Raw genomic sequence first — 22,676 nt, forward strand, 5'->3', positions numbered from 1 at the left:
GGCGGGTCAGCCGATCAGCTCCGGCCGGTCGGCCAGGAGCCGATAGCCGACCCCGTGGATCGTGCGGATGGGCACGGCCGGTCCGATCTTGTTGCGTAACGCGGCGATGTGGGTGTCCAGGGTGCGGCTTGAGGACTCCCAGGTCGCGCCCCAGATCTGGTCGAGGATGACGTCGCGGCTGACGACGTTCGGCGCCCGCCGGGCGAGCAGCAGGAGCAGCTCGAACTCCTTGCGGGTCAGCGTCACGGGGGTGGCGTCGACGGTGACCTCGCGGGTGCCGACGCAGATGCGCATCGGGCCGAGGACGAGCGGCTCGTCAGGGTGGCTCAGGGCGCGAGCCGCCCGGGTGCGCCGCAGGACGGCGTCGATCCGGGCCAGCAGCTCGGGGATGCCGAACGGTTTCACGATGTAGTCGTCGGCGCCGGCGCGCAGGCCGCGGACCCGTTCGTGCTCCTCCGAGCGCGCGGTCACGGCGATGACGGCGGTCTCCGGGCGGTCCCGCAGCTTGCGGATCACGTCGAGGCCGTCGCCGTCGGGCAGCCCCAGGTCGACGAGGACCACATCGGACGGGTCGGCCCGCATGGCCTCCGCGGCGGTGGCGAGCCGGTGGACCTCGAAGCCCGCCTGGATCAGCACGCTCACCAGACCCCGCGCCACGCGGTCGTCATCTTCGATGATGGTGATCCGCATACCGGATTGTACGGCCGGGCTCGGCACTCGTGTCAGCCCCACAGTTCTTGGGATTTCTCTGACATTCGGCGCATTCCTTGGGATTCCTCTGACACTATCCGCGCCCCTGCCAGCCCAGACTGAGGCCGCGCACACACGAGGAGGCTGCGAGATGAGAACCGCCAGCAGGTACGGAACCACCGTTCGGATGTTCACCGCGATCGGCGTGGTCTCGCTCGTCGCCGCCTGCGCCGGTAACGGAGGCACCGGCGCGGGCGGCCCCAGCGGTGGTGGCTTCCCGGACCAGAGCATCACGATCGTGGTGCCGTTCAGCGCGGGCGGCCCGACGGACACCGTCACCCGCATGATCGCCGAGCCGATGGCCGCCAAACTCGGCGCCAAGATCGTCGTACAGAACGTCGAGGGCGCGGGCGGCACGGTCGGCGCCGGTGAGGTCGCGCGGGCCGAGCCCGACGGCTACACCGTGCTCATGCACCACATCGGCATGTCCACGGCGCCCGCCCTCTACCAGAACCTGGGCTTCAAGCCGCTCGAGGACTTCCAGACGGTCGGGCTCGTCACCGAGGTGCCGATGACGGTCGTCGCCCGCAAGGACTTCGCCCCCGCGACGCTCCAGGACCTCGTGACCCACGTGAAGGCGAACGCCGACAAGGTCACCCTGGCCAACGCCGGCATCGGCGCCGCGTCCCACCTGTGCGGCCTGCTGTTCCAGACCGCCGCCGGCGTCAAGGTGCAGGAGGTCCCGTACGAAGGCACCGGCCCGGCGCTGACCGACCTCGTCGGCGGCCAGGTCGACTTCATGTGCGACCAGACGACCAACACCAGCGGCCAGATCTCCGCGGGCGAGGTGAAAGCGTACGCGGTCACCACGCCGGAGCGGGTGAAGAGCCTGCCCGACGTGCCGACCACGGCCGAGGCGGGGCTGCCCAAGCTGGAGGTCAGCGTGTGGCACGGCCTCTACGTGCCGGCCGGCACCCCGCAGGACGTCGTGCAGAAGCTGTCCGAGGCGCTGAAGGTGGCGCTGGCCGACCAGAAGGTCGTCGACCAGATGGCCAAGCTCGGCACCGCGCCGGTCCCGGCCGGGGACGCGACCCCGCAGGCGCACCGGACCAAGCTCGAAGAGCAGCTCGGCGTCTGGGCGAAGGTCATCGCCGACGCCGGTGTGAAGGCCTCCTGAGGTGGAACGCCGCCGGTCCTTCCCGGACGTCCTCGCCGGGGGAATGTTCATCCTGATCGGTGGCGCGTTCGTGGTGGGGGCGCTCGGCTACGAGCTGGGCACCCCGCTGCGGATGGGCCCCGGCGCCTTCCCGGTGCTGGTCGGCGCGCTGGTGGCCGCCCTGGGGCTGGCGATCGTCGTCAAGGGACTGGTCGCGGGCGAGGTGGCCGAGTTCGGGCCGGTCCCCTGGCGGGCGATCGCCGTCATCGTGCTCGCGGTGATGTTCTTCGGATTCACCGTACGGGGCCTCGGATTCGTCCCGACGTCGGCGGTGACCGCCCTGCTGACCACGCTGGCCAGCACCCGCGTACGCCCGCTCATGGCCGTGGCCGTGGCCGCCGGGCTGACCCTGGCCGCCACGCTCATCTTCGTCGTCGGACTTCAGCTGCGGATCCCGCTATGGGGCCCTTGGCTGGGGTTCTGACACGGCATCCGGATTGAGGCATGGAACTTCTCGACAACCTGGCGCTGGGCTTCTCGACCGCCCTCCTCATCCAGAACGTCCTCTACTGCTTCGTAGGCGTGCTGCTCGGCACGGCGGTCGGCGTGCTGCCCGGCATCGGGCCAACGGCGACGGTGGCGATGCTGCTGCCGATCACGTTCAACTTCGAGCCGGTGACGGCGTTGATCATGCTGGCCGGGATCTACTACGGCGCGCAGTACGGCGGCTCGACGACCGCCATCCTGATCAACCTGCCCGGCGAGTCGTCGGCGGCGGTCACCGCGCTGGACGGGCACGAGATGGCCAGGCAGGGCCGGGCCGGCGCGGCGCTGGCCACCGCCGCGATCGGGTCCTTCATCGCGGGCACGGTGTCCACCGTCGTGCTGGCCGTCGCGGCCCCACCGCTGGCCCGCGTGGCGCTGCAGTTCGGCGCGGCCGAGTATTTCTCGCTGGTGCTGCTCGGCCTGATCGTGTCCATCGCGCTGGCGCGCGGCACCGCGCTCAAGGCCCTCGCGATGATCTTCCTGGGCGTCCTGCTCGGCACGGTCGGCCAGGACATCTACACCGGCACGCCGCGCTTCACGTTCGACCAGCGCGAGCTGTACGGCGGCATCGACTTCGTGTCGGTCGCCGTCGGCATGTTCGGGGTGGCCGAGATCCTGCGCAACCTGGAGAACGAGCAGACCCGCACGGCGATCGTCACCAAGGTGAAGAACCTCTGGCCGACCCGCGAGGACTGGCGCCGGATCGCCGGCCCGATCCTGCGCGGCACCGGTCTCGGCGCCGCGCTCGGGGTCCTGCCCGGCGGTGGGCACGTGCTGGCCTCGTTCACCTCGTACGCCGTCGAGAAGCGGATCTCCAAGCGGCAGCAGGAGTTCGGGCACGGCGCGATCGAGGGCGTGGCCGGCCCCGAGTCGGCCAACAACGCCGCCGCGCAGACGTCGTTCATCCCGCTGCTCACCCTGGGCCTGCCCGCCCACCCGGTCATGGCGCTGATGATCGGCGCGTTCATCGTCCACGGCATCACCCCCGGCCCGAACGTCATCACCGAGGAACCGGCGCTGTTCTGGGGCCTGATCGCGTCGATGTGGATCGGCAACGTGCTGCTCGTGCTGCTCAACCTGCCGCTGATCGGCCTCTGGGTGCGCATGCTGCGGATCCCGTACCAGGTGCTGTTCCCGATGATCATCCTGTTCGCCTCGATCGGCACGTACTCCCTGGGGTTCAACGCCTACGACGTCTACGCGATCGCGTTCTTCGGCATCCTGGGCTACGTCCTGATCAAGTGCGGCTGCGAGCCGGCCCCCCTGCTGCTCGGCTTCGTCCTCGGCCCCCTGCTGGAGGAGAACCTGCGCCGGGCCCTCATCATCTCCCGAGGCGACGCGTCGGTCTTCCTCACCCGCCCGATCTCCGCGGTCCTCCTGGTCCTGGCCTTGGCAGCCCTGGTGGTCGCCGTCCTGCCGACGATCCGCAGGCGCCGCGAAGTGGTGTTCACCGAGGAGGACTAGGAGGCTGCCGCCGGCTTCTCAGACGAGGCCGGCGGCGCTCACACCCGTACTGCCGCCGACCGGTTCAGGGTGGTTCGCGATGATGGCGGTGACGCGGATCTCGACGCGCATCTTCGGGGCGCCGAGGGCCGGGACGCCAGTCTCGGTCCAGATGGGTGCGCGGTCGCCCATGCGCTTGCGGAACTGCTCGACCATGACGCGGTTGTGGACCTCGCCGATGAAGTCGGCGGAGTCGGGGATGTGGTACGAGTTCACGGCGATGACGTCACGCCAGGTGGCGCCGGCCGTGGCGAGGGTTCGTTCGACGTTCTCGAAGGCCTGAACGATCTCGTCCTCGAGGGAGTCGGGGAAGTTCCAGTCGTCGTCCCAGCCGCCTTGACCTGAGGTCTCGACGCGGTCGCCGATGCGAACGGCCTGGCTGTAGTGCATGTTGGCCAGCTGCGTCTCGCCGTACCCAGGGGTGGCGAAGAACTCCGGCTTACTCATGGTGATCCCCTCGAATTAACTTCATGCTTGAAGTGAACGTATCAGCTTTTTACTTCACACGTAAAGTCATGAGCGCTCGGTAGGGTGGCCTCATGGCCATCACCGCGACCCCGGACCCCGGCGGGAGCTCCCCCGACGAGACGCTGTGGCTGACCGCGGACGAGAAGGAGGCCTGGACCGGGCTGGTCTCCCTGGTCCTGCTGCTGCCGGGGCGGCTGGAGTCGCCGCTGCAGCACGAGGCGGGACTGACCCTCTTCGAGTACCTGACCCTCAGCCACATCTCGGAGGCCCCCGAGCGCCGCCTGCGGATGAGCGAGCTGGCCTACCTGGCCAACGGCTCCCTCTCCCGCCTGTCCAACGTCGTCAAGCGGTTCGAGCAGCGGGGCTGGGTGGAGCGTTCGCCCGACCCCGATGACGGCCGCTACACCATCGCGGCCCTCACCGACCTCGGCTTCGAGGTGGTGGTCGCCGCCGCGCCCACACACGTGCGCTCGGTGCGGCAGCTCGTGCTCGACCCGCTCACCGCCGCCGACCGGCAGGCACTGGCGCGCATCGCCGCCAAACTGCGGGTACGGCCTGTCGACCTGACCTGACCTGGTTCGGGGGCACGTGTCGGCGAGTTCCCGGGCAGCGGTCAAGGCTGGATGAGGACCTTCAAGGCGGTGCGGTCGTTCATCGCGCGGTAGCCGTCGGGCACCTGGTCCAGGGTGACGGTGCAGTCGAACATGCGGCCGGGGTCCAGGGTGCCGTCCAGGACCTCGGGCAGCAGCTCCTCGATGTAGGCGCGGGCCGGCGCGACGCCGCCGGTGAGGGTGAGGTTGCGGAAGAACTCGGCGAAGCCCATCGGCGTCTCCTCGTACTGGGGAACGCCCACCCGGCTGATCGTGCCGCCGTCGCGGGCCACGGCGAACGCCGTCTCGATCGCCTGCCGGGTGCCGACGCATTCCAGCACGGTACGGGTGCCGTCGCCGCCGGTCAGCTCCCGTACATGCTCGATGGCTTCCTCGCCGCGTTCGGCGACGATGTCCGTGGCGCCGAAGTGGCGGCCCAGATCGGTACGCTCCCGGTGCCGGCCCAGGAGGATGATCTGCTCGGCGCCCAGCCGCCTGGCGGCCAGGACCGCCGACAGTCCCACCGCGCCGTCGCCGATCACCGTCACCGACTCGCCCTGGCCGACCCCGGCGGTCACGGCGCAGTGGTGGCCGGTGCAGAACACGTCCGACAGGGTGAGCAGGGACGGCAGCAGCTCGGAGTCCTCGCCGACGGGCAGCTTGACCAGCGTGCCCTGGGCCTGCGGCACGCGTACGGCCTCACCCTGGCCGCCGTCCACACCGTCGGCCGCCCACAGGCCGCCGTGCCGGCAGGAGGTCTGCAGGCCCTCGCGGCAGAAGTCGCAGGTGTTGTCCGACCAGACGAACGGCGCCAGCACGACGTCACCGCGCCGCAGTCCGGACACCTCCGCGCCGAGGTCCTCCACGACCCCGAGGAACTCGTGCCCGATGCGCTCGCCCTCCTCGCTGGCCGGCCTGGACTTGTACGGCCACAGGTCGCTGCCGCAGATGCACGAGCGCAGCACGCGGACCAGGGCGTCGGTGGGTTCGCGCATGACGGGGTCGGGCACGTTCTCCACCCGCACGTCGCCGGCGCCGTAGATCAAGGTTGCTTGCATGAGTGCCTTCCGCCCTTCAGGTAGTCGTCGTTTGCCTACCCGCGGCCGGTCGAGGCTAGGTGACCGATATGCCGGGTCGTGGTCCGTTATCGGTAGATTTACCTCGCCAGGGCGGTCCGACCCGAAGGCGCCGCACGTTGATCGCCGGCTCACTCTCCGACGTGACCCTCAGTGCCTTGAGCCCCCGGACAAGCGCTCTGAACTGCGATGATATGGATTTAGATATTGGTCTTCCATAAATAGCAATATTGGACAGTAACGATGTCCTGTGGTGATCTCTACGCATGAAGAAGACGATTCCGCAGGTCCTACGCCCCTGGCTCGGCGCCGCCGTGCTCGCCTCGCTCACTCTCGGCGCCATCCCCGCGTACGGTGCCACCGCCCACCAGAGCGCCCCGCGCGCCGGCGCCATGGTCGCGACGGCCCATGAGGTCAGGCCGGGCACCGTTGTACGCGATGATCTGCGCGCGGTGTTCGACGCGGCGAAGGTGCGAGGCACGTTCGCGTTGCTGGACGTGTCGTCCAGGAAGGTGACCGTGGTGGACCGCCGGCGCGCCGAGAAGCCGCTGGTGCCCGCCTCCAGTTTCAAGGTCCCGCACGCGCTGGTCGCTCTGCAGACCGGCGTGGTCAAGAGCCCCGACGAGGTGATCCCCTGGGACGGCACGCCGCAGCCGTTCCCCGAGTGGGAGAAGGACATGAGCATGCGCGAGGCCGTTCGCGTCTCCAACGCGGCGGCGTTCCAGGTGATCGCCCGCCGCATCGGCCTCCAGCGCGAACGGCAGTGGCTGAACCGGCTGGGCTACGGCAACCGGCAGACCGGGACGGCGGTGGACCGGTTCTGGCTGGACGGCCCGCTGAAGATCTCGGCGGTGGAGCAGACCCGGTTCATGGAGCGGCTGGCCGCCCTGCGCCTGCCCGCCTCCCGCACGCACCAGCGAACCGTCCACGACCTGATCAAGCAGGAGGAGAAGAACGGGTACGCGCTGTACGCCAAGTCAGGCTGGCAGAACGCCCCCGATCCCGGCACGGGCTGGTGGACCGGGTGGGTCGAACGCGGCGGACGCGTGTACACGTTCGCGCTGAACATGGACATCGCCAAGGACGGCGACGCCGCCAAGCGCGCCACCCTCGCGCGTGAACTGCTGCACCGGCTGAACGTCCTGCCCACGGCGTGAGCGTTCCCCACGAGGACCCCGTCGATCAGTAGGGGACCTTGACGGAGGTGGCGATGCTCCAGGGGCCGCAGTCGGAGCTGAAGGTGCCTCGGTCGCAGCCCTGGACGATGAAGGTGGCCTTGGTGAGTCCCCCGTGGCCGTTCGAGGTGATGCAGTAGCCGTCGACGCACGTGGGGTCCACCGAGTAGACACCGCTCCACGGGGTCAGCCGACCGACCTTCACCTGGGTGGCCTTGCCGCCGTCGCGGCTCCAGCGGACGTTGAAGAAGTCCCAGTCGCGGCCGAGGCCGCTCCAGCGGAAGACGGCCTTGCCCTTGGCGTAGTAGGCGCGGACCAGCGTGCCGCCGCCGAGGTTCGGCGACCAGACGATCTTGCCGTTGCGGAAGGTCTGGTACGAGCCGCGCTGGCTCGCGAAGCCGTACTCCTTGGAGGTCGGGCAGCCGTAGGCGCTCGTCTCGCCGCCGTTGGAGCGCCACAGGTTGCCGACGAGACTGCCGGCCGGGGCGACCAGGGCGGGGTCGCAGGCGGTGGCGCTCGCGGGAGCGGCGCCGATCGTGAGGGCCGTGGCGGCCGTGCCGAGAGCGGTGGCGAGGCCGAGGAGGGTGCGCAGGTGCGGCATCGGAGTGATCCTTTCCGGTGTTGGTTTCCGCACTATGTGTAAAACGAACCACTTGAAAGGGAGCGACGGCGGTTTGCGACCCGCTTGCCTGACGCTTTCAAGCCGGCGCGGGCAGCTCGTTCTCGGGCCCGACGCTTGATCGGCGAGCCCTGCATGGGATCCGCCTGGGCCGCTGGGTACGCCCAGAGGAGTTGGGGCCGCAGCCGTCTACCTGGCCCTTCATGGGACCGAGCAGGTCAGACGGCGGGCTTGGCGAATCGGTCAAGGAGCGTCGCATGGCACGAGTGTCCGTTGCCGGTCTCGGCAACATGGGGAAGGGCATGGCCCGCCGCCTGCTCGCGGAGGGACACGACGTCACGGTCTGGAACCGGCATCCCGAGGCCGGGGACGAACTCGTCGCGGCGGGCGCCGAACGCGCCGAGTCCGTCGCCGACCTGTTCGCCGCCGGGCCGGTGCTGTCGATGCTGGCCGACGACGCCGCCGTCGCCGCCGTCTTCGACGACTCGGTACTCGCCGGAGCAGGGCCGGACGCCGTCCACGTCGGCATGTCGACGATCTCCGTCGAGGCCGGGCGCGCCCTGGCCGAGCGGCACGAGGCCGCCGGGGTCGGTTATCTGGGAGTCCCGGTGCTGGGGCGTCCGGATGCGGCGGAAGCTGGACAGCTCAACCTGCTCGCCGCCGGTGACAGCGGGCTGATCGACTCGCTGGAGCCGGTGTTCTCTACGCTCGGCCGGCGTATCTGGCGGGTGGGTGCGCAGCCGTGGCAGGCCAACCTCGTGAAGATCACCATGAACCTGCTGCTCATCCACGCGCTGGAGGCGATAGCCGAGGGTTTCGCCTTGGCGGAACGGCACGGGATCGACGCACACGACCTGCACGAGCTGATGACGGGAACCCTGCTGACAGGGCCGGTCTACCAGGGGTACGGCAAGGAGATGGCGGACCGCGCGTACCTGCCGGCCGGTTTCCGCACCGTCCTGGGCAACAAGGATCTCGGCCTGGCCAAGGCCGCCGCCGACGGGGTCGGGCTGGAACTGCCCACCATGTCCGCCCTGCGTCAGACGTTCCAGGACGCGATCGACCTGGGCCTCGGCGACCACGACTGGGCGTCGATCGCGGAAGCGGTGCGGGGATCGGACGTACCGCGAGATGAATGACCCCTCTCAGCAGTACGACGACAAAGGCGCGGGGTGACCGCCGCGCCTTCGGCCGGTAAGGTCGTGATCTTCGGCCGGCGTCGGCCGCCGGAGTTCTCGAGGCGGCCACCCATGACCACCCCCGCACAGCACCGCCCTGACGGACCCCGGTCAAAGGCTGGATAGAGCCGATCATCGGCATGGAGGCGGTCGGTCACTCGCTCGCTTTCGGTGAATGGCAGCACTGGCCCGCCGAGCAGACCGCGGCCGTGCGGGAGTTTCTGCACTCATGGTGGGCGTACAGCCTCACCACGCCCGAGGTCGCCGTGCCCGCGTACGAAGTGCTGACGCTGTGCGCCGAGGCGTCCGGCACGCTCACGCCCTGGCTCGACGTCTGGGCGTCGCTGAGCGACCCGGTGGCCGACCGGCGGCTGACGGAGACCGTCGCTTACTGGGGCCCCGACCTGCTGGGAGACGAGCTTCCCTGGCTCACCCAGCAGGACGAGCGGGCCCGGTGCGCCGAGCTGGCCGCCTGGCTGGCACGCCACGCTCCCGCCCGCTTGCGTGCCGCCGGCGCGCCGGAGCAACTGCTCCACTGGGTACGGCTGCTGGGCCTCCCCCAGCCGGCCCGCTGGGACGATCCGTACTGGGACGACCACAGCTACTGATCCACCGTGAAGATCTCACGAGATGGTAGAAATGGGGCGAAATGGGCTGACGGTTGGGGCGATGGATGATCCGGGTGCTGCTCGCCGAGGACATGCACATGGTCCGCGGGGCGCTGGTCGCGCTGCTCGACCTCGAACCCGACATCGAGGTGGTCGCCCAGGTGGCGGCCGGGGACGAGATCGTGCCCATGGCCCTGGCACACGACCCTGACGTGGCGGTGATCGACGTCGAACTGCCCGGCGTCGACGGGCTCACAGCCACGGCCGAGCTGCGCAGGCGGTTACCGCGCTGTCAGGTGCTGATCGTGACGAGTTTCAGCCGGCCGGAGAGCGTACGCAGGGCGTTCGCCGCGCGGGCGTCCGGGTTCCTGGTCAAGGACGCCCCGCCGGACCGGCTCGCCGACGCGATCCGGAGGGTCGCGTCGGGTGAGCGGGTGGTCGATCCCGCGCTCGCCGTGGCGGCGCTGGAGACGGCCGAGAGCCCGCTCAGGCCGCGCGAGCTGGAGGTCCTGCGGAGGTTCGCGGACGGCGAGGACGTGGCGGACATCGCCGGGGCGCTGTTCCTGTCCGTGGGCACCGTGCGCAACTACCTCACCGGGATCGTCACCACCCTGAACGCCCGCAACCGCCTGCACGCCGTACGGATCGCCCAGGAGTCGGGTTGGCTCTGAGCCCGGTCCGCCTGCTCGCCGGGTTCATCTGCGTGCTGTGCGCGCTCCGGGTGGCCTTCCACGACTCCGGGCCGCTGACCGTGGCGAGCATCATCGGCGTCGCCGCACTCCAGCTGCCCATCTCGCTCCCGGGCAGACGGCCGGCATTCCTCCTGCCGCTGCAGGCCGTACTGAACTATCTGCCGCTTTTGGCCGAGGCGGACGGCTGGCGGACGGGCGGCACGGGGTTCGTCGCCGCGTCGGTCCTGCTCGTGGTGCGCGGTCCGTGGGCGTGGCCGATCTTCGGGCTGATCGCGGTGGTCGAGGGCGCCCTGGCGGGCGCCGTGCTGGACCTGGCGCCGGTGTACGTCTACTACGCGGTCGTCGCCCCGCTCAACGTAGGCCTGACGCTGTACGGTCTCAGCCGCCTGGCCGACCTGCTGGACCGGGTCCGGCGGGAGCGGTCCGAGCTGGCCGCCAGGGCCGGGGAGGTCGAGCGGCTACGGCTGTGGCGGCACGTACACGACCTGGTCGTGAGCAGCGCGTCCACGGTCGAGCGGCTGACACTCGACCTGGCCGTGAGCAGCGCGTCCACCGTCGAGCGGCTGACGCGGCACCGGGACGACGTGCGGACGGCGATGAACCGGGCGGTCGCCGTCGCCCGGGAGGCGCTGGCGCAGGTGCGCTCCCTGCCGGCCGTCGAGGCGGCACTCCCGGTCCCGCCCCGTGACGACGACACCCGGATCCTCCGGCTGGCCACGCCGATTCTCGTCGTCACGCACGTCCTGTTCGCCGGGCAGTCGGTGTTCAACTTCGTCGCCGACGAGGGGGTCGATCCCGGCTCCGGGCAGGTCGCGTACCTGGCTCTGCTGCCCGTGACGTTCGGCCTGCAGTTCTGGCACCTGGCCGCGCTGCGCACCCGGCCCAGGTTCCTGACGTGGACGCTGATCGCTCAGGCGGTCACCATCTACGTGCCGCTCCTGCAGGGGGAAGTGGCCGGGCTGGTGGTGTCGGGGTTCTTCGCCGGGGTGGTGCTGCTCCATGTGCGGGCGCGGTTCTCCTGGCCGCTGTGCGTGGCGATCTGCGGTGTCAGCGCGGTCGAGGCCTGGCCGGGCTGGTACGAGTTCTGCGCCTCCCTGGCCGCTGCCCTGACCGTCTACGGACTGACGCGGCTCGTCGCCCTCGTCACCGAGCTCAGGGAGACCCGGGCCGAGCTCGTCGAGGTGGCGGCCCTGCGCGAACGGCTCAAGGTGGGCAGAGACGTGCACGACCTGCTCGGGCGCGGCCTCACCACGATCGTCCTGCACGGGGAGCTCACGCTGCGGCTGCTCGACACGGACCCCGGCCGGGCGATGGGGCAGCTCGATCGGGTGGCGGAGGCGGCGCGGGCCACGCTCTCGGACACCGCCCTGGTGAGCGGACGCCTGTCACTGGCCGACGAACTCGCCTCCGCCAGGGCCATGCTGGAGTCGGCGGGAGCGACCGTACGGATCAACGCCGCGCCCGTGACCGGGCCCGCCGAGCCGGTGCTCGCGGTGGTGCTGCGCGAGGCGGTCACCAACGTGATCAGGCACAGCACACCGGTCGAGTGCCTGGTCGAGATCACCGTCGAGGACGGCCGCGCCCGGCTGCGCGTGACCAACGACGGGGCCTCCCCCGCTTCCGCCCCCGGCCCCGCCCTCGCGTCCGCCTCCGGCCCCGCCCTCGCGTCCGCCTCCGGCCCCGCCCTCGCGTCCGCCTCCGGCTCCTGCTCCCGCTCCGGCGAGCCCGGGACGGGGCTGCGGAATCTGCGCGCCCGGCTGGCCGCCGTCGGCGGCGAGCTCACCACCATCCGGAACGGCGACCGCTTCGAACTCCTCGCCCACGCGCCAGTCGATCATGAGAATCTCATGCCCACGAGGTGAACGCGGCGACTGTGCCGGAGATCGCCCGCTGTCGCACAGTTGGTCCCGCCCCACTGACACGACCGACTGACCAGGGATCATGAACCGTCGACAGTTCCTCGCAGCAGCCGTCCTCTCGGGCCTCGCCTCCGGCTGCGGCTCCGGCTCCGGCTCCGGGAGCGATCCGGCTGCCTTCCGTACCGAGCTACGCGTACCGCCCCTGCTCAAGCCCAAGGTGGGCGAGGACGGGACGCGGACGTTCGCGCTGACGATGCGGCGGGGACGCAGCGAGATCCTGCCCGGTAAGCCGGTCGAGACCTGGGGGTTCAACGGCCCGCACCTCGGGCCGACCATCCGGGCGGCGCGCGGCGACAAGGTCCGGATGACGGTCACCAATCGGCTGGACGAGCCCAGCACCGTGCACTGGCATGGGATGCGGCTGCCGGCCAAGATGGACGGCGGGCCGCACCAGACGATCGAACCGGGCGGCACGTGGACCCCGCACTGGACCATCGACCAGCCGGCCGCCACGTCCTGGTATCACCCGCATCCGCACGGGCAGACCGCCAAGCACGTCTATCGCGGGCTCGCCGGGATGTTCATCATCGACGATGAGAGCTCGCCGGGGCTGCCCTCGCGGTACGGGGTTGACGATTTTCCCCTGATTTTTCAGGATAAGAACCTCGCCGAAGACGGCTCACCGACCGGCGACCCGTTGAAGGGCACCTTCGGCATTTTGGGCGACCACATGCTGGTCAACGGGACGTACCAGGCTTTTGTGAATGTACGTACAGAACGGGTACGTTTTCGGATGCTGAATGGATCGAATGCCCGGATGTATCACCTTGCGTTCGCCGACCGCCGTACGTTCCATGTCGTCGGTAACGACGCCGGTCTGCTGGCCGCGCCCGTCGAGGTGAACCAGGTCTCCCTCACACCGGGCGAGCGGGTGGAGGTCGTGGTGACTTTCACGGCCGGCGAGCAGGTCCTGCTGCGCACTCTGGCGGGGTCCGACGACATCGACGAGGGCGACTTCGACCTGCTGAAGGTCGTCGCGGCGCCGCGCCTCACCGCCTCTCCTCCACTGCCGGCGCGCCTGGGCGGCCCCGCGCCGATCGTGGTTCCCTCGAACGCCACGGTCCGACGCTTCCGGCTCAACGGACACGACGCCATCAACGGCAAGGAAATGGACATGTCACGGATCGACGAGGTGATCCCCGCCGGGGCCGTCGAGATCTGGGAGATCGAGAACACCGTCTACGCCCACAACTTCCACATCCACGAGGTGGCGTTCCAGGTGCTCGACGTGGACGGGGAGAAGCCGGCGGCGTACGCGAGCGGGCACAAGGACACGGTGTACGTGCCGCCGAAGAGCACGGTCCGGCTGGCCGTACAGTTCGGCCGGTTCACCGATCCGACCATGCCGTACATGTACCACTGCCACATCCTGCGGCATGAGGATTCCGGCATGATGGGACAATTCGTAATCGTGAAGCCCGGCACCGAAAACCAGGTGTCCCGTACGATCGCCGCCCACCACGAGTAACCCCAGGTGTCAGAGGCCGAATCGATACAGGAACGGTCCATATTCAGCCCGGCAATATGATCAATTCTTCTTATGTCTTCCAATCCTGGAGTTTTTACGCGCATTCGAGCTCTCCTGACAGCCGCCGTGCTGGCCGCCGGCGCGATGGCCGCCGTCTCCCCGCCGGCCCACGCGGCAGCTCCCGCCGTCCAGATCACCAAGATCTACTACAACTCCCCCGGCTCGCCCGACAACGGCCAGAACAGCAGCCTGAACGGCGAGTACGTGCAGGTCAAGAACATGACCAGGAAGGCCGTCAGCCTGAGAGGCTGGACCATGCGCGACATGACGCGCCGGTCCGACCACGTCTACACGTTCGGCGCGTTCACCCTCAAGCCCGGGAAGACGGTCACCTTACGGACCGGCAAGGGCAAGAACACCGCCACCATCCTTTACTGGGGCAGGAGCGGCGGCGGAACCTTCGCCTACATCTGGAACCAGGCCTCGGACGCCGGCTACCTGCACAACGCCTCCGGCAAGCTGGTGGACTCCTGCTCGTACAACTCGTCGCGGGTCGAATACAAGATCTGCTGACCTCGACCCCGACCACCGTCCGGCCCCCGGCACTCGCCGGAGGCCGGTCTTCTTGAACGTGCCCGACTGCCGGTCTCTTCCAGTGACGCTGCTCACAAGGCTTGCCTCTGACATCAATGTCAGGATTTAGCGTAGCGACAGGTCCTATCGGGGAGAAAAAATGAAGATTTCTGGTTCTGTCGCGCTCGTTACCGGTGCCAACCGCGGCATCGGGCGGCACTTCGCCCGGCTGCTACTGGAGCAGGGCGCGAGCAAGGTGTACGCGACCGCGCGCACCCCCGAGTCCATCGACATCCCCGGCGTCGAGACGCTGCGGCTCGACATCACCGACCCGGCGTCGATCGCCGCCGCGGCGGCGGTCGCGACCGACGTCGACCTGCTGGTCAACAATGCCGGCATCGCGACCTTCACCAACCTCGTCACCGGCGACCTGGACAAGATCCGGCTGGAGATGGACACCCACTTCTACGGCACCCTCGGCATGATCCGGGCCTTCGCCCCGGTGCTCGGCGCCAACGGCGGCGGCGCGATCGTCAACATGCTCTCCGCGCTGTCGTGGTTCTCCTACGACGGCGCCAACTCCTACGGCACCGCCAAGGCCGCCGCCTGGAGCCTCACCAACGGCGTACGACTCGAACTCGCCAAGCAGAAGACGCTGGTGACCGGCGTACACCTGGGCCTGGCCGACACCGACATGGCGGCCGGCGCCGACGGCCCCAAGGCCGACCCGGCCGACGTGGTCCGCGCGGCACTCGACGGTGTCGAGGCCGGCAAGCTGGAGGTCGTCGTCGATGACTGGAGCGCCCACGTCAAGGCGTCCCTGTCCCGCGACCCGCTCGAGTTCTACGGCCAGTCCCTGGCGAGCTGACGACGGGATGCCGGTGGGGAGCACCGAGGCGCCGTACCGCGGTTTCGGGGTGGAGCCTATGCTGGGCGCGGTCTTCGACCTGGTAGAGCGGGGCGGGGAGACGAGGCGGTGATCCCAGCCTCTGGTGAGCTGATGTGGCGGCCGGCAGTGGCCGCGGAACGGATGAACGATGACTGAACGCCCCTCGGACGAAGCGCGAGACGCCCGTTTTGTGGAGATGCTCGCTGAGCGGCGCGTGGTCGCCATCGTGCGCGGCCGGGACGCGGACGCCGCCCTCCGTACGGTGATCACGCTGTTCGAGGAGGGCATCGGCCTGGTGGAGGTGTCGCTGGTCACCGCCGGCGCGCTGGACGTCATCCGGCAGGCCCGCGCGACCCTCGGCGACGCGGCCGAGCTCGGCGCGGGGACCATCCTCACCACCGCCGACGCCGTCGCGGCGGAGGAGGCCGGGGCTTCCTACCTGGTCACCCCCGCCGTCACCGAGGCCGTGTCGTACGGCCGACTGCCCGTGCTCGCGGGCGCGTTCACCCCCACCGAGGTCGTCGCCGCGCTCAACGCGGGGGCCACCGCCATCAAGCTCTTCCCCGCCTTCCACGGCGGCGAGCAGTACCTGCGCGCGCTCCGCGACCCGTTCCCCAGCGTGCCGTTCGTCCCGGTCGGCGGGGTCAGCGCCGACGCGGCGACCGCGTACCTGCGCGCCGGGGCGGTCGCGGTCGGCGTGGGCTCGCCGCTGGTGGGCGACGCCGCCGACGGCGGCAGCCTCGCCGCGCTCAAGGACCGCATCCGCGCCTTCAAGGACCTGCCGTGACCTCACCGGGCCTTCAGGGACCTGCCGTGACCTCTCCGGGGATCGACGTCGCCACCTTCGGGGAGACGATGGCGGCCCTGCGCGCGGCCAACCCGATCAGGCTCGGCGGCGCGATGCGCCTCTCGGCCGCGGGCGCCGAGTCCACCGTCGCGATCGGCCTGGCCCGGCTGGGCCACCGATCCCGCTGGACCGGGCTCGTGGGCGACGACGAGACCGGCGAGCTCGTCCTGCGTACCCTGCGGGCCGAAGGCGTCGACGTGGCCCACGCCCGTACCGACCTGCGCGGGCCCACCGGGCTGATGCTCCTCGAACAGCGAATCGGCGACCTGACCAGGGTGATCTACCACCGGGCCGGCTCGGCCGCTTCCTTCCTCTCTCCTGCGGACGTCCTGCCCGCGCTCGACCCACTGCCCAAGATCCTGCACGTCACCGGCATCACACCCGCTCTCGGATCTGGTCCTGCGGCGGCCGTGCGGGCGGCGGTGGAGTGCGGGGCGCGGGTCTGCCTCGACGTCAACTACCGTTCGCGGCTCTGGGGGCGGGAGCAGGCGGCACAGACGCTCCGGCCGCTGGTGCCGCACCTCGCGGTGGTCGTCGCCTCCGACGACGAACTCGACCTCCTCGCCCCGGCCTCGGCCACGACGGAGGAGGACAGGGCGGCGGCACTACTGGCGACGGGGGTGACGGAGGTCGTGGTCAAGCGCGGCTCAGCCGGGGCCAGCGCGTACACCGCCGAGCAGACGACACACCGCCCCGCCCGCCCGGTGCGGGTCACGGACGTCGTCGGAGCCGGGGACGCCTTCGTCGCCGGTTACCTGTCGGGGCTGCTCGACAACCTCGACGTGGCCGGCCGCCTCGACCGCGCCACCGCCACCGGCGCCTTCGCCGTCGCCTCGTCGGGTGACTGGGAAGGGCTTCCCACGCGTCGCGAGCTGGCCCTCCTCGACTCCCTGCCAGGCTCCACCCTGCGCTGACCGGGATTCACCGGGCATGACCACTCAGGATCCGCCACCACAGATCTTCGGCGGCAGGGACGGACAGCCAGGAGCTCTCGTCGCTGCCGCCGGGGGATTCTTTGGTGCTGCGGCGAACGAATCCCAGGCCGCCTGCCACGCACAGCTCGTAGATCGGGCTCTGGCAGACGCAGGTGTGCGCTCGTACTCGCACTCTGTCTGTACGGGGGAGGCTGGGTTCCCATTCGACCAGTTCGGTCTGGGCTTGGGCGGCAGCCACGTGGAGTCCTCGGTAGTCGCCACGGGAGCGCGGGCAGGTCACGCCATCACTGCCATACGCGCCTGGTCCTGGAGCACCGCCGCGATGCTCGCGGGGTCATCGCCACTGACCGTCTGGTGCAGTCCCCCGGCTATCTCGGCGTAACTGAGCTGGGCACCACGCCGGGTCGCGTAGAACACCCCCTCGTCACTGACGAAGAACGACCAGCCAGGGAACATGACGCGCAGCGCGTCGAGGTCGTAACCAAGCATCACCATGCGTCCAAGGTAGCCATCCTGTTCAACCCTGTCCATGCCATTCCAAGACATGGGCTGCAACGAGGTGTATGCACAGGTATTTCTATGGTTAGACAGTGATTGAGTTCGAGCCAGATCGCTTCAGGTGGGAGCAGATCACCGACACGCTCCGCCAGCGGATCACCGACGGCACCTACCCGCCCAAGCACCTACTGTCCGAAGTGCAGCTCATGCAGGAGTTCGGCGTAGCCCGAGGCACCCTCCGCAAGGCCATGCAACGCCTCCGCGACGAAAAGCTCATCTACACCATCCCCAACCTGGGCAGCTTCGTCGGCCAACGCACCGAACCCAGCGCCGCCGACAGGCCGGCCAGCGACTAACCCAGCCGACATGACCTCTTACCAACGTCGACTGCACACCGACCAGGTATCGACCGGCGAAGCGGCCCGGCAGACTGTCGGCACCTTCCGCAGCGCGCAGGCACGTCTTACGAGCTACCAGCCTGACCGCGCAAGATCCGCTGCCACGGTTCCCGCGCATCGCGTGACGGCAACCACGGGCTTTCCATGATCGTGTTGTCGTTGGAGGCGCGCCATACATACAACAGGCCGACGGCCGTGGAGGCCGTAGCCGGCAAAATCCGGCGAAGGATCACCACAGGCGAGTACCGGCCGGGGCATGCCGATCTCAGGAGAACCCCGCCTGGCCGCCGCCTCGGCCTCCAAGGAAACCGCCCGCCGAGCACAGAACGCCCTCCCGGCAGGCGGCACGCCCTACACCGTGATCGGCAAAGGCACATTCGTCAGTCGCCTACAGGACAACGGCGACAAGGGCAGCAAAACCCCAGATCAACTGCATGAAAGCGCGCTAAAAGCGCGCCCGGATGAGTACTTTCTCTACGGTCTTCAAGGCCGGTCGGCCTTCGCCGCCCGGCGCGCCAGGGCGGACGCTGACCGCGCTGCGACTCTTCGGCCGGTCGCGGCCAGCATCGCCCCGGCCCACCCGACAATCTTGCCCAACAACCCCGGTATGCGCACATCTATTAGCACATCACGCCACAATCCACTATTCGGACAAAGCATCCACTCTCCAACATGCCGCGTTGAGCAACGACACCTGACAAAGAGTAACCGCCTTGCTCCATCCTCTCCCACATACCTCCACACGTAATACCTGTTCAAGATGACAGGTGATCCTCAACGCTCGCCGACTACGCACTGAAGCCATCGGCAACCGCTTTCTCCAACGGCGGGTAGACGTGACTTCTCGAAGGCTCAGAACCGTCGCACCCTCGTAAGGGTGTCAGCCGGAAGCCAATCGATCACGTGGACTCCACCCACTTCCGCTACCATGATTCAGAGGTGCTGTCCCCCAATCCTGATGCCCCCTGGAGCCAAGCGTGAGCCAGTCCGAGCCATACCGGTACCCGGTCTACGTTCTACGGGAAGCGCTGGGGAGCAAACCCCTCCTCCTCTTCGCAGCAAGCGCGGCCGAGATCGACGAATGGGCAGGCGTCCCACAGCGGCGTCGACTCTCCGGAGAAGAAACAGTAGGCTGGCAACGAGAAGAGAGCACGACCCGGCTCCGTGAATTGGCAAAATTCTTTAGCGACGAACAAAACGTGGTTCAAAACCCACTCCTCTGCGCGCTGCAAGACAAGGATGCCGTCTCATTCGAGCCTATCGATGGGATGGAAAATTTCGGCGAACTTGTCATCCATCCCACCGTGCGCACCGACCTATCCCTTCTAGAGGCCCTAGAGCTTGTCTGTAGTCGGCTAGAAGCGCGTGTTCCAAGCTTGCAGAGTCAACCTATTGACAGCGACCGTAGACGCGTAGTCCGCGAACGCGCTATTGCGCAGACCGGACTAGATTTCGACCTCGCAGCTGGCACGGCCTTGGGGACTGCAATGGAAATGGAAGACATGCTTCCATTTCCATACAATGAAAGCGACATTGAGGATGTTGCATCGGCCGTTCTGACCGAAGAAACGCAGCTGATAGACTTCTATCAAGAACTTCGCATTCGGATCGACATTCTCAAAGAAATACCTCTCGAAGATAGGCCATCTGAGCTAGTCGGCTTCACGGTAGATGCAATGAGCAGCTATCTCCGCCCCATAGTTCTGGTGGATGGACAACATAGGCTGCACGGCGCTGTTCTGGCAGCACAAGAAACAATGAACTCGCCTCAAGGACGCCAGGCCCTCATCGAGGCCGTCGATCAAGGTACAGATCCGGATGTCGCTGAGCGGGAAGCACTAGTAAGCTATGCTCGAAAGCTACCGGTCTCCCTGCTGTTTGATGCTAATCCCGCAGAGCACGTCTTTCAGTTTGTTGTAGTGAACCAAAAAGCCACCCCAATGGGGAAGGCGCTCCTGGGCACAATCGTCTCCACAAGCCTCTCCAAGGACGAACTCGAACCCGTCGCCACTCGCTTGCGTCGCGCCTCCATTCCACTCGACGATTCCCAAGCAGTGTCATACATGACACGGGCCCAAGATAGCCCCTTTAAGGGATTGGTCCAAACGGGCATGGGCGGCGACGATCGACATCACCTTCAATGGTCGGTGCTAAAAGGTCTCACATCTATATTTAGAGAACTGACAGGCGGCCGAATCTTCGGCGAAGGTAACGATTATGCCCAGCTATGGCGGGAACGCCATCTCGCGAGCTCACGTCTTGTTGACCAAGGTGAGACTCCCGAAGAGAAATATGATATATGGCGAGCGCCAGACGGTCCATGGAGAGATCTATTCGTTCGATTCTTTACTCTTATCCGAGATCGATTCGGCGACCCAAACGATCCAGAAGCATCTAACGCCTGGGGCAACAGTAACAAGAATCTATACAATAAGATTTCACTCACCATCCTTACTGCGGACTACTTTCAGTATTTGTGCGAAAGCAAGGAGGTCCTCCACTCTGTCGATGATGTCGACAGAACCGTCGCGGACTGGCTGGAAGGAGTTAGCGATCAATACTTCGCTCGCGATTGGCGCATGGATCTAAAGAAGGACCAAAGACGTGTTCGCGAGACTTGGGCGAAAGTCTGGGTGCAATACCGCAAGAATCCGGCACGTCTCCCCCGAGTCGAGAACTTCACGCCTCCTCGGTAGGTGACTTCCCCATGGAAACGTATCTATTACGCAACTGGATTGGCATTGCCGGTCATGCTCTCCAGACAGGGTGGTCGAAGAACGCCCTCACAGAGCTTGCAACGCTCGAGGTACCCTCGAAGGTACTTGGAGAGATGGGCTGGGCTATTCGGGCCGATGCAGCCGCAACTTGGGCCCAGTGGTTTATGGATTCGCTAGTGGATAGTGCGAGATACATACAACAGTTGGACCTAGGATTCGCACATTTGTACCACCAGCTGCGCATCCAGCTAGCTCAAGAGCTGCCCCTGGCCCCCACCGACGAGATCCAGGCACTGGCCACACAGATTGCCGAAACCGCCTGGCAAGAAATCTCCTACCGCCGTGATGTTCGCCGAAAAGCCCCAGACAGAAGACAGCGCGAACTACTTTGGCTGCGCAATGAGCCAGATCCTCGGTGCTATCTTTGCGGGTACAAATTTTGCGTCGATGCCAAGGCTCACTTCCTGGGCAGAGGTCCTATGTCCGCGATCAAAAAGCCTCTGTTGTTTGACTTCGTACGACCTCGAGGTCTCCACGTAGAAGATCTTACTATTCAGATCGATCACGTACGCCCGGTCCGAGCAGGAGGCAAGACCGAGGCAGACAATCTGCAACTGGCCTGTGGATGGTGTAATAGGGCAAAGTCCGATCACATGCAGATTTTCGGTGTATCCAGCTGGACAGACCTGAGAATACGCCATCAACTTCTAGGCTGGGTTTCCATCCCACGCTCACTGTGGGTTGTTAGAAGTGTGCAATTGAGTGGCCGCTGTGAAGATAGATCTGGCTGTACTGCCCTCCTCCGCAGCAATGAACTCTTCGTAGCACCCAAGCGGCGGTCCGGTGCACTCAATCCAAGCAACTTTTCAGTCTATTGCCAGCACCATGATCCGTGGGCTGATACGCGCTATGTAGGCGCGAACATCCTTCCTCGTAGAAGCCGTCGATCCCCATGACTAGAGAGGTTTACACAGGTTGAATTCGTAGAGTCATAGAGTCGTGACGGGTCGCCGTTGCTGGTGTACGACCGATGTATGCGGTACGGGCAACGAGGCGGGTACACCCCCGCGGAGCAGGAACGACGGGAACGGCTGCGGTTACAGGCGGCCGGATGGTTCGAGGACGGGCATGGCACCAGACAGATCGCTCGTGAGCTGCGGGTCCACGAGCGGACGGTGGCCAGATGGCGCACGTCCTGGCGGGAGGGCGGCATCGAGGCGCTGCGCTCCAAGGGGCCGGTCTCACGCGAGAAGCTGACAGCGGTGCAGTGGGCACGGCTGGAGACCGAGCTGAACCGGGGCCCGCTGGCGCACGGGTTCGGCGATGACCAGCGCTGGACCCTGGGCCGGGTCAAGACGCTGATCGGCAAACTGTTCCACATCGGCTACACCATCGAGGGCGTCGGCAAGCTGCTACGACGGCACGGCTGGTCGGTACAGGTCCCGGCGCGGCGCGCGATGGAACGCGACGAGCAGGCCATCGCCACCTGGGAGCAGGAGGTGTGGCCGGCCGTAAAGCCACCGCGGCGGACCTGGGCGCCTACATCTGCTTCGAGGACGAAGCAGGTCAAGGGCTGAGGCCGCCGAAAGGACGCACCTGGGCACCGCGCGGCGCCCGCCCGGTGGTAACAGTGCGCGGCAAGGGCAGCGGCCAGGTCAACATCGCCGGCGTGGTCTGCTACCGGCCCGGGCACCGCCCCCACCTGATGTACAAGCTGCTCATCTACCACGGGCGCAAGGACGAGCCCAAGAGCTTCACCTGGAGCGACTACCGCGACCTGATCGTCACCGTCCACCAGCAGCTCGGCACGCCGCTCGTATGGTGCTGGGACAACTTGAGCGTGCACCTTGCCGCCGAACTGGCCCGCTTCGCCGAAGCCAACGCCGACTGGTTACGCATCTACCGGCTCCCGGCCTACGCCCCCGAGCTGAACCCGGCGGAAGGCATCTGGTCACCGATCGCCGCTCCATGGCCAACTTCGTGGTCACCGACCTGACCACACTCGTCCGGATCGCCAAGCGCAAACTCAAGAAGATCCAGTACCGGCCCCATCTGATCAATGGCTGCCTGGCTCAAACCGGACTCATCATCGAGGAGACCACCGTGACCACATGACCGGCTCTACGAATTC

26 protein-coding genes are annotated in these 22,676 nt (G+C 67.5%); 20 read left to right on the forward strand and 6 right to left on the reverse strand.

What is annotated here, in order from left to right; genetic code table 11:
* Positions 1–6: 6 nt before the first annotated feature.
* Positions 7–690 carry a response regulator transcription factor gene (locus OHA68_RS07200; protein WP_189142399.1) on the reverse strand — a complete coding sequence of 228 codons (684 nt, stop codon included), beginning with the start codon at positions 688–690 and terminating at the stop codon, positions 7–9.
* 151 nt (positions 691–841) lie between these two features.
* On the opposite strand from OHA68_RS07200, the gene OHA68_RS07205 reads away from it, so the two are divergent.
* From OHA68_RS07205 to OHA68_RS07215, 3 genes are read left to right on the forward strand one after another with little or no spacing between them, the layout of a single operon-like run.
* Positions 842–1,867: a tripartite tricarboxylate transporter substrate-binding protein gene (locus OHA68_RS07205; protein ID WP_327106894.1), complete on the forward strand. Its 1,026-nt coding sequence runs from the start codon at positions 842–844 to the stop codon at positions 1,865–1,867.
* A 1-nt stretch (position 1,868) separates the two neighbouring features.
* Positions 1,869–2,330 (forward strand): tripartite tricarboxylate transporter TctB family protein, encoded by a 462-nt coding sequence (locus tag OHA68_RS07210; protein ID WP_327106895.1) that lies wholly within the window; start codon positions 1,869–1,871, stop codon positions 2,328–2,330.
* Positions 2,331–2,350: 20 nt separating this feature from the next.
* Complete coding sequence (locus OHA68_RS07215; protein WP_327106896.1) at positions 2,351–3,856, forward strand: tripartite tricarboxylate transporter permease; 1,506 nt, start codon at positions 2,351–2,353, stop codon at positions 3,854–3,856.
* An 18-nt stretch (positions 3,857–3,874) separates the two neighbouring features.
* On the opposite strand, the gene OHA68_RS07220 is transcribed toward OHA68_RS07215, so the two are convergent.
* On the reverse strand, positions 3,875–4,342 hold the full coding sequence (locus tag OHA68_RS07220) for a RidA family protein (protein WP_327106897.1): 468 nt from the start codon (positions 4,340–4,342) through the stop codon (positions 3,875–3,877).
* 92 nt (positions 4,343–4,434) lie between these two features.
* Between OHA68_RS07220 and OHA68_RS07225 the strand changes: the two genes are divergently transcribed.
* The gene (locus tag OHA68_RS07225) at positions 4,435–4,935 is read left to right on the forward strand and encodes a MarR family winged helix-turn-helix transcriptional regulator (protein ID WP_327106898.1); all 501 of its coding nucleotides are present in this window, start codon (positions 4,435–4,437) and stop codon (positions 4,933–4,935) included.
* A 41-nt stretch (positions 4,936–4,976) separates the two neighbouring features.
* On the opposite strand, the gene OHA68_RS07230 is transcribed toward OHA68_RS07225, so the two are convergent.
* Positions 4,977–6,011, reverse strand: a complete 1,035-nt coding sequence (locus OHA68_RS07230; RefSeq protein WP_327106899.1) for a zinc-dependent alcohol dehydrogenase family protein — start codon at positions 6,009–6,011, stop codon at positions 4,977–4,979.
* Between the two features lie 284 nt (positions 6,012–6,295).
* Here OHA68_RS07230 and blaOXA point away from each other — a divergent pair, with 284 nt between their 5' ends.
* Positions 6,296–7,186 carry a class D beta-lactamase gene (gene blaOXA / locus OHA68_RS07235; RefSeq protein ID WP_327106900.1) on the forward strand — a complete coding sequence of 297 codons (891 nt, stop codon included), beginning with the start codon at positions 6,296–6,298 and terminating at the stop codon, positions 7,184–7,186.
* A 25-nt stretch (positions 7,187–7,211) separates the two neighbouring features.
* Here the strand turns inward: blaOXA and OHA68_RS07240 are convergent, their stop codons facing one another.
* Positions 7,212–7,805 carry a hypothetical protein gene (locus OHA68_RS07240; protein WP_327106901.1) on the reverse strand — a complete coding sequence of 198 codons (594 nt, stop codon included), beginning with the start codon at positions 7,803–7,805 and terminating at the stop codon, positions 7,212–7,214.
* A gap of 275 nt (positions 7,806–8,080) precedes the next feature.
* Between OHA68_RS07240 and OHA68_RS07245 the strand changes: the two genes are divergently transcribed.
* The 9 genes from OHA68_RS07245 to OHA68_RS07285 all read left to right on the forward strand — a co-directional run bounded on the left by OHA68_RS07245 (position 8,081) and on the right by OHA68_RS07285 (position 16,911).
* Entirely contained in the window at positions 8,081–8,962 is an 882-nt protein-coding gene (locus OHA68_RS07245) for an NAD(P)-dependent oxidoreductase (RefSeq protein WP_327106902.1), read from the forward strand.
* Positions 8,963–9,141: 179 nt separating this feature from the next.
* Positions 9,142–9,609, forward strand: a complete 468-nt coding sequence (locus OHA68_RS07250; protein ID WP_327106903.1) for a hypothetical protein — start codon at positions 9,142–9,144, stop codon at positions 9,607–9,609.
* A 65-nt stretch (positions 9,610–9,674) separates the two neighbouring features.
* The gene (locus OHA68_RS07255) at positions 9,675–10,280 is read left to right on the forward strand and encodes a response regulator transcription factor (protein ID WP_327106904.1); all 606 of its coding nucleotides are present in this window, start codon (positions 9,675–9,677) and stop codon (positions 10,278–10,280) included.
* A complete protein-coding gene (locus OHA68_RS07260; RefSeq protein WP_327106905.1) occupies positions 10,271–12,163 on the forward strand; it encodes a sensor histidine kinase in 1,893 nt (630 codons plus the stop codon). The genes OHA68_RS07255 and OHA68_RS07260 overlap by 10 nt, the downstream gene beginning before the upstream one ends.
* A gap of 79 nt (positions 12,164–12,242) precedes the next feature.
* Entirely contained in the window at positions 12,243–13,688 is a 1,446-nt protein-coding gene (locus OHA68_RS07265) for a multicopper oxidase family protein (RefSeq protein WP_327106906.1), read from the forward strand.
* Between the two features lie 126 nt (positions 13,689–13,814).
* On the forward strand, positions 13,815–14,261 hold the full coding sequence (locus OHA68_RS07270; RefSeq protein WP_327106907.1) for a lamin tail domain-containing protein: 447 nt from the start codon (positions 13,815–13,817) through the stop codon (positions 14,259–14,261).
* 160 nt (positions 14,262–14,421) lie between these two features.
* Entirely contained in the window at positions 14,422–15,129 is a 708-nt protein-coding gene (locus OHA68_RS07275; protein ID WP_327106908.1) for an SDR family oxidoreductase, read from the forward strand.
* Between the two features lie 169 nt (positions 15,130–15,298).
* Positions 15,299–15,937, forward strand: a complete 639-nt coding sequence (locus OHA68_RS07280; RefSeq protein ID WP_327106909.1) for a bifunctional 4-hydroxy-2-oxoglutarate aldolase/2-dehydro-3-deoxy-phosphogluconate aldolase — start codon at positions 15,299–15,301, stop codon at positions 15,935–15,937.
* Between the two features lie 26 nt (positions 15,938–15,963).
* Positions 15,964–16,911, forward strand: coding sequence for a sugar kinase (locus tag OHA68_RS07285; protein ID WP_327106910.1), 948 nt, complete (start codon positions 15,964–15,966; stop codon positions 16,909–16,911).
* A gap of 7 nt (positions 16,912–16,918) precedes the next feature.
* On the opposite strand, the gene OHA68_RS07290 is transcribed toward OHA68_RS07285, so the two are convergent.
* Both OHA68_RS07290 and OHA68_RS07295 read right to left on the reverse strand, forming a co-directional pair.
* Positions 16,919–17,170 carry a hypothetical protein gene (locus OHA68_RS07290; protein ID WP_327106911.1) on the reverse strand — a complete coding sequence of 84 codons (252 nt, stop codon included), beginning with the start codon at positions 17,168–17,170 and terminating at the stop codon, positions 16,919–16,921.
* Between the two features lie 38 nt (positions 17,171–17,208).
* The gene (locus OHA68_RS07295; protein ID WP_327106912.1) at positions 17,209–17,427 is read right to left on the reverse strand and encodes a hypothetical protein; all 219 of its coding nucleotides are present in this window, start codon (positions 17,425–17,427) and stop codon (positions 17,209–17,211) included.
* A 95-nt stretch (positions 17,428–17,522) separates the two neighbouring features.
* On the opposite strand from OHA68_RS07295, the gene OHA68_RS07300 reads away from it, so the two are divergent.
* The 6 genes from OHA68_RS07300 to OHA68_RS07320 all read left to right on the forward strand — a co-directional run bounded on the left by OHA68_RS07300 (position 17,523) and on the right by OHA68_RS07320 (position 22,660).
* On the forward strand, positions 17,523–17,786 hold the full coding sequence (locus tag OHA68_RS07300; protein ID WP_327106913.1) for a winged helix-turn-helix domain-containing protein: 264 nt from the start codon (positions 17,523–17,525) through the stop codon (positions 17,784–17,786).
* A 1,019-nt stretch (positions 17,787–18,805) separates the two neighbouring features.
* Positions 18,806–20,524, forward strand: a complete 1,719-nt coding sequence (locus OHA68_RS07305; RefSeq protein ID WP_327106914.1) for a ParB N-terminal domain-containing protein — start codon at positions 18,806–18,808, stop codon at positions 20,522–20,524.
* A 500-nt stretch (positions 20,525–21,024) separates the two neighbouring features.
* The gene (locus OHA68_RS45290; RefSeq protein WP_407674489.1) at positions 21,025–21,501 is read left to right on the forward strand and encodes an HNH endonuclease; all 477 of its coding nucleotides are present in this window, start codon (positions 21,025–21,027) and stop codon (positions 21,499–21,501) included.
* 78 nt (positions 21,502–21,579) lie between these two features.
* Positions 21,580–22,122 carry a winged helix-turn-helix domain-containing protein gene (locus OHA68_RS07310; RefSeq protein WP_327106915.1) on the forward strand — a complete coding sequence of 181 codons (543 nt, stop codon included), beginning with the start codon at positions 21,580–21,582 and terminating at the stop codon, positions 22,120–22,122.
* On the forward strand, positions 22,047–22,541 hold the full coding sequence (locus tag OHA68_RS07315) for a transposase (RefSeq protein WP_327106916.1): 495 nt from the start codon (positions 22,047–22,049) through the stop codon (positions 22,539–22,541). Before OHA68_RS07310 ends, OHA68_RS07315 begins: the two co-directional genes overlap by 76 nt.
* On the forward strand, positions 22,514–22,660 hold the full coding sequence (locus OHA68_RS07320) for a hypothetical protein (protein WP_327106917.1): 147 nt from the start codon (positions 22,514–22,516) through the stop codon (positions 22,658–22,660). The genes OHA68_RS07315 and OHA68_RS07320 overlap by 28 nt, the downstream gene beginning before the upstream one ends.
* Positions 22,661–22,676: the final 16 nt, after the last annotated feature.

Source organism: Nonomuraea glycinis (assembly GCF_035920485.1).
GTDB lineage: Bacteria > Actinomycetota > Actinomycetes > Streptosporangiales > Streptosporangiaceae > Nonomuraea > Nonomuraea glycinis.

Excerpts from the sequence above, each read along its gene's own strand:
- OHA68_RS07200 (WP_189142399.1), bottom strand. The coding sequence starts at position 690 with ATGCGGATCACCATCATCGAAGATGACGACCGCGTGGCGCGGGGTCTG.
- OHA68_RS07205 (WP_327106894.1), top strand. The coding sequence starts at position 842 with ATGAGAACCGCCAGCAGGTACGGAACCACCGTTCGGATGTTCACCGCG.
- OHA68_RS07215 (WP_327106896.1), top strand. The coding sequence starts at position 2,351 with ATGGAACTTCTCGACAACCTGGCGCTGGGCTTCTCGACCGCCCTCCTC.
- OHA68_RS07220 (WP_327106897.1), bottom strand. The coding sequence starts at position 4,342 with ATGAGTAAGCCGGAGTTCTTCGCCACCCCTGGGTACGGCGAGACGCAG.
- OHA68_RS07225 (WP_327106898.1), top strand. The coding sequence starts at position 4,435 with ATGGCCATCACCGCGACCCCGGACCCCGGCGGGAGCTCCCCCGACGAG.
- OHA68_RS07230 (WP_327106899.1), bottom strand. The coding sequence starts at position 6,011 with ATGCAAGCAACCTTGATCTACGGCGCCGGCGACGTGCGGGTGGAGAAC.
- blaOXA (WP_327106900.1), top strand. The coding sequence starts at position 6,296 with ATGAAGAAGACGATTCCGCAGGTCCTACGCCCCTGGCTCGGCGCCGCC.
- OHA68_RS07240 (WP_327106901.1), bottom strand. The coding sequence starts at position 7,805 with ATGCCGCACCTGCGCACCCTCCTCGGCCTCGCCACCGCTCTCGGCACG.
- OHA68_RS07245 (WP_327106902.1), top strand. The coding sequence starts at position 8,081 with ATGGCACGAGTGTCCGTTGCCGGTCTCGGCAACATGGGGAAGGGCATG.
- OHA68_RS07250 (WP_327106903.1), top strand. The coding sequence starts at position 9,142 with ATGGAGGCGGTCGGTCACTCGCTCGCTTTCGGTGAATGGCAGCACTGG.
- OHA68_RS07255 (WP_327106904.1), top strand. The coding sequence starts at position 9,675 with ATGATCCGGGTGCTGCTCGCCGAGGACATGCACATGGTCCGCGGGGCG.
- OHA68_RS07265 (WP_327106906.1), top strand. The coding sequence starts at position 12,243 with ATGAACCGTCGACAGTTCCTCGCAGCAGCCGTCCTCTCGGGCCTCGCC.
- OHA68_RS07275 (WP_327106908.1), top strand. The coding sequence starts at position 14,422 with ATGAAGATTTCTGGTTCTGTCGCGCTCGTTACCGGTGCCAACCGCGGC.
- OHA68_RS07280 (WP_327106909.1), top strand. The coding sequence starts at position 15,299 with ATGACTGAACGCCCCTCGGACGAAGCGCGAGACGCCCGTTTTGTGGAG.
- OHA68_RS07295 (WP_327106912.1), bottom strand. The coding sequence starts at position 17,427 with ATGGTGATGCTTGGTTACGACCTCGACGCGCTGCGCGTCATGTTCCCT.
- OHA68_RS45290 (WP_407674489.1), top strand. The coding sequence starts at position 21,025 with ATGTCCGCGATCAAAAAGCCTCTGTTGTTTGACTTCGTACGACCTCGA.
- OHA68_RS07310 (WP_327106915.1), top strand. The coding sequence starts at position 21,580 with ATGCGGTACGGGCAACGAGGCGGGTACACCCCCGCGGAGCAGGAACGA.
- OHA68_RS07320 (WP_327106917.1), top strand. The coding sequence starts at position 22,514 with ATGGCCAACTTCGTGGTCACCGACCTGACCACACTCGTCCGGATCGCC.